General features: G+C 34.2%; 3 protein-coding genes. 1 reads left to right on the top strand and 2 read right to left on the bottom strand.

The genetic code is table 11. The annotated features are described in order from the left end of the window. The first annotated feature begins 632 nt into the window (after window positions 1-632). The gene (locus B8T70_RS23000; protein WP_052259598.1) at window positions 633-2,600 is read left to right on the top strand and encodes a T9SS sorting signal type C domain-containing protein; all 1,968 of its coding nucleotides are present in this window, start codon (window positions 633-635) and stop codon (window positions 2,598-2,600) included. Between the two features lie 523 nt (window positions 2,601-3,123). On the opposite strand, the gene B8T70_RS22995 is transcribed toward B8T70_RS23000, so the two are convergent. Further along, window positions 3,124-4,101, bottom strand: coding sequence for a type IX secretion system membrane protein PorP/SprF (locus B8T70_RS22995; RefSeq protein WP_039116707.1), 978 nt, complete (start codon window positions 4,099-4,101; stop codon window positions 3,124-3,126). 42 nt (window positions 4,102-4,143) lie between these two features. After that, the coding region (locus B8T70_RS22990; RefSeq protein ID WP_133059421.1) for a T9SS type B sorting domain-containing protein at window positions 4,144-5,387 on the bottom strand (1,244 nt) is incomplete at its 5' end.

Raw genomic sequence — 5,387 nt, 5'->3', positions numbered from 1 at the left:
CTTTGTTTTAATATCGTTTTAATAGAGCTATTAAACGATAGCACAGTAATTCTTTTCGTGTCTACAAACTTTACTTTTCCAATATAAAATATTCCACAAAAAACTAAGATTAGATACCATTAACTAATCACTTAGCAATCATAATTTTTTATTACGGGTACAATAATACTGCCCTATCCTTTCTATCAGTCATACGTCTATCTTCCTAATAGTATCAATAAATTAATAATCAAACTGAACTCCAACTTACCCTTCTCTATAAATACCATCTACATAAAAAAAGCTAAATTAATCACTCAAGCTGTTGTAATAAATTGTATCAATAAGGCAAATTAACAGAGTAAAAAACAAGAAGTTAACACATTGCTAATAAGGTGATTCAAAAATAAATAATACTACAAATTAATCTGTTGTACTACATAATAAAATATGAAATATTTTTTTTATGCTATATAAAATAATTAATAACTTTATTCTTGTTTTCCACAAACATTCCATTTTATATATTTTCTTTTCTCTGGAAAGTATGATAAATAGATTAGTCCCAATCTGATTAGACTGATTTTTAAATACCACGTATTAGTCTATTCTTAACTAGTCAATTTATTTTTTAATCATTAAAACCTACTATTATGAAATCAAAATTATCCTTGTTACTATTTTTTATTAGTTTTTATTCATGGTCTCAGACCAACAAATCACATTTAATTACTAAAGATAGTATATTTAATGTCCCTGCAGGAGTAACCAGCATTAATGCTCAGGCTTGGGGCGGAGGTGGATCTGGTGGAAACGCCAATGGTGCAGGATTGCTTTTTGGAAGAGCAGCCGCTGGCGGTGGCGGTGGTGCTTATGTTAATAGTCTACTCACTACTGTTCCGGCATCAACTTTAAATGTGTTGGTTGCCAGAAGAGTATTTCTGGGAGTTGGAGGGACTAGTACATCTGGGAACAGCTCTACTATCGTAGGTTACGAAGCATCATTTTTTGCAACTGGAGGATCTGGAGGTGGTACCAACAACTCAGATACCACACCTCCAGGTGCAAGTCCGGGAGGAACAACTACTGCTTCAGCAGGAACTATTAAGATTGCCGGGGGAGCTGGCGGGAAGGGAACTTCAGCCTTGCTTTCATTAGGTCTTAGCTCCGGAGCAGGAGGAGCAGGTGCAAATTCAGGAGGTGCCGGAGGTGCCTCTGTTCCAAGTACTCTTTTTAATGGTAATGCTTATGGAAAAGATGGTTCAATTCCAGGTGGCGGTGGCAGCGGGGCAATAAATTCAGCAGGAGGTACTATCTTTTATGGCGGGGCTGGTGCAGCGGGACGAGTGATTATCTCTTATAATTGCCCCACTTATAGTTTAACTGGAGTAACTGCTGTAACGTGCTCTAATGGTTCTGGTGCCCTTGATGTATTACTAACATCGAGCACAGCATCATTGCCCGTTGGTAATTATGTAATAACCTATAATAGGACTAATCCTTCCGCAACGGGATTAACGGCTAATGTAACGGTCACTACAGCAGGAACTGGCAGCTTTAGTTCTTATAGCCCAACTTACCCTAACCAGATAAATTCTAGCACTATAACAATTACTAAAATAACTTCTGAATCTTGTTCTTATACTATTACTACCAATAATACAGCTATTGTCAAATCAGCAATTAGTGGAACAATAAGTGTAGTTGGCGGAAGCACAATTTGCGAAGGAAGTACTGATAGTTACTTAATCCTATCAGGCAACCAAGGGCCAGTTAGTAGGTGGGAATATAGTAATAGCAGCATAGATAATAATTGGATAGATGTGCCATATCCTAGTAGTACCAATATTTATGCATCATTAGGTAAGAAGGAATACATCGGTACAACAAGTTTTAGAGCTGTTTCGGGCTGTGGTGAGCGTACCCCACCAATTACAGTAACAGTGATAGAGGCACCATATTTTTATCTTCCCATCACCTATGATATAGCACATGAAAATAGCTCCTCTGCACAAAATATAGCAATACCCACTCAATTTTCTGCTATTGCCTACATAGGATATTCTGTTGAATGGTATGACTTTAATACTGGAACTGAAGCCCCATCATCTATAATACCAAATCAAAATTTTACCCCACTTACATTTAATTCATCTTATGGTCTTGCAGATAAAATTGTGATACCTGGAAATATTCCAGATGATGGCAATATGAACTATATCGGGCATGTATATATGTATAACACTACTAATTGTAAATCCCTAAATCCTTTTTATATTAACCTTAATATTGATGGTTCATCATCAAAAATAGGCTCAGAAAAAGATGTAAATGCCAGCACAATTGCCACTAGTTTAGTACCTATAGCAACGAAAGATTTAGAAACAGCAGAAAATAAGATTTCGGTATCCATTGTTAACAAAGCTATTAATGTTGATGCTTACAATAGGAATATCAATAAGGTATTTATTTATGATATATCAGGGAACTTACTATACAAAAAAGAAGCTGTATCGGGTTCTAAATTAATTATCGACAACTTAAGATCTAGTAATCAAGTTTTGTTGCTAAAAGTAATTTCGGATGATAATTATGTCGAGACCAAGAAAGTGATTTATTAACTTTATAACATAGAAACACAGTCTTTTTTTAAAGTAAAGCAGCTATTTCACTTATTTACAATGACATAATTGCATTATGCTAAAGAAATGTGTTTCTATGTGTTAGCCCTAAATTTAATAACCCTAGTTATACGAACAAACAGAGTAACTAAATCCAATGAGCTAACTATAAAAGTATGAAAACTTAAAAAGTCATTTACATTTAAGTAAATGACTTTTTTTATTGATAATATATCTTGTCCTTCGCTAAAAATGGTAAAAATAAAATCTACTTTGTGTTACCTTTCTAAGGTCTCTTATTGTATTGATAAAATGATCACTTTAATTAGAACTAAGTACTCTTAGTACTATCAATTACATTTAATGATTTTATTAATTTTTAAAAGCCAGCTTCTAGCATTCTTAATGAATTCATACTTGGGGATGTACAAATTATCAGAATCCTAAGAAACTAACTTTTAAAAATTAATAAAATCAATTCTGTTTATGCTAATAACATCTTTGTTAGACTTACGTAAATCACCTAATAACGAACTGGACTTTGGGTACAAGGACAATTACTGATTCCTCGAAGAAAATCAAGTCCAATAGTAATAACATGCGTTCCTGAATTATAGGCCCCAATTTGATTAAGTGAAGCTTGGTAGGAATACCCGAAGTAAAAATTGGACTTCTTGAAACCTGCCATTGGACCAATCATTAAAGGTTGTAGTGCCTGATCGTTCAAAAAACGATACGAAACCCCTATCCAGTAATAATCTTCATAGCGATTGTATTGCCTGAACTTAAAGTTAAAATCAGTACTGGAACGTTTATCACTAGCAAAGAATTGATAATAAACGGATGGTTCAAACTCAATTCGCTTATTCTCAGCACCTTTAAAAACATATCCGGTATATACCTGATAATTTCGAAGTAAGCTAGGCTCTATTCCATCAAATTTATCAATTTTCTTATCCAAAACATTACCTACGTTAAAGCTTAAATAAAAATCCTTATTTCGATATAAAGCTCCTATATCAAAGTTACTATTAGACATAGACCTGTTATCGGTAACACCAGGATCTAAAGGGCTCGGAATTGCTGTTCCTGAATTAAATTCATCAATATTAATTTTAAAACTATTGATATTATACGAGATTCCAAAAGATAAATATTGCTTGGAATAGTAATCTAGAATCAAGTGGTGCGCAAATGATACTTTAACACCTGTTTGCTTTGTAAATCCATTGCTATCATTATAAAGAGATATTCCCACACCTGAACGGTCCAAAATTCTAAAATCGGCATAGAGTGATTGGTTATTGGGCGCGTCTTTGATACCTACCCACTGGGTTAAACCATTGGCACGTATTCTTAGATTATCACCAATACCAGCAAATGTTGGGGACACTACAAAAGGATTATCGGCTAAATATTGCGTAAAAACAGGCAAATGTAACTCTTGGCTGTAACTTGATGTTACAGCCATAAGTAGAAATGATATGACAAATTTTTTCATTGTATTATAATTTTTAGGTAACAATAGTTAATTGCTTGGTATTTATCTATATAATGTAAAATGTCCAACAAATTCTCTGTTATCCTTATTGTTATTAAGCTTCAATACATACCAGTAATCACCAGATGATAATTCAACTCCTTTGTATTTTCCGTCCCATTTTTGACCTAATTTATATTCGGCAATTATACGTCCGTACCTATCAAAAATAGTATAGGTCAAATTTTTATAGTTTATTGTACAATCTGGTCCCCACTCATCATTGATACCGTCTCCATTTGGTGTAAAGTAATTAGGAATGCAAACATCTACATATTCAAAACTCATCGAAGCCGTAGCTGTACATCCATTTTGATCTGTTACTGTCACAGTATAAACTCCAGATTTGTATATAATAAACTTATTAGTTACAGTATAAGCTTCGTTATCAAATGTATATTGGTATACTCCACTTCCTCCTGTAGCTGTAGCAACAATTTCATTTAGTTCTCCATTACTCAATACTAATGTTAATGGTTGAATATCATCTATAGTAAATGGCACCGTTTTTTGTTCACAACCCCTCAAATGTCTAGCTGTCACAGTATGCCTTCCTGGAGCAACATTTACAAACACATTACTTGACTGATACTCTCCTGAATCAAGAGCATAATCAATATCTCCAGAATTCTTAATACTTGCATCAATTGTTATTGTAACAAAATTTTCTGCAGAATTGTTAGCACAAACATAGCTGACCTCTGATTTAGGCTCTAATACAACTGCATCGTCCATATGTACTTCTATTTCATCGGTACATCCTGTAGCGTCTTTAATGTAAACTATGTGCTTACCGCCTGGTAGGTTAGTAAAGTCAAATATTGTTTGATTTAGCTCCCCTTTTAAAAATGGCCCATTTCTATTATCTAAACTATAGCTATAAGGCATATTACCTCCAGAAACTTCTATACTAAATGCCCCATCTTCATTACCCACACAGACTTCTTGAAGAATTGGTCCTACCAATTTAGCTTCTAATAAATCTGGTTCTGTAATAGTAACATCAACAGTTGCCGTACAGTTATTGGCATCTACTATAGTGAAAGTATAATCTCCAGCTGCCAAATTTGTTTGCTCTTCGAGAATGCTATATGGTCCTGTTCCCCCACTTGGAGTGATGGTTACTGATCCTGTTGCATCGCCTTTACAGCTTACATTTATCTGGGTTAACACATTTGTAATTTTAGAACCAATTTTTAAATCTAGTACCTGGTCTGCCGTACAGCCATCATTGGTGATCGTCAGTG

The organism is Flavobacterium sp. AJR, assembly GCF_002156885.1.
Lineage (GTDB): Bacteria > Bacteroidota > Bacteroidia > Flavobacteriales > Flavobacteriaceae > Flavobacterium.
Note: the sequence above shows the minus strand (reverse complement) of the source record. Positions and strands in the feature narration are given on the sequence as shown.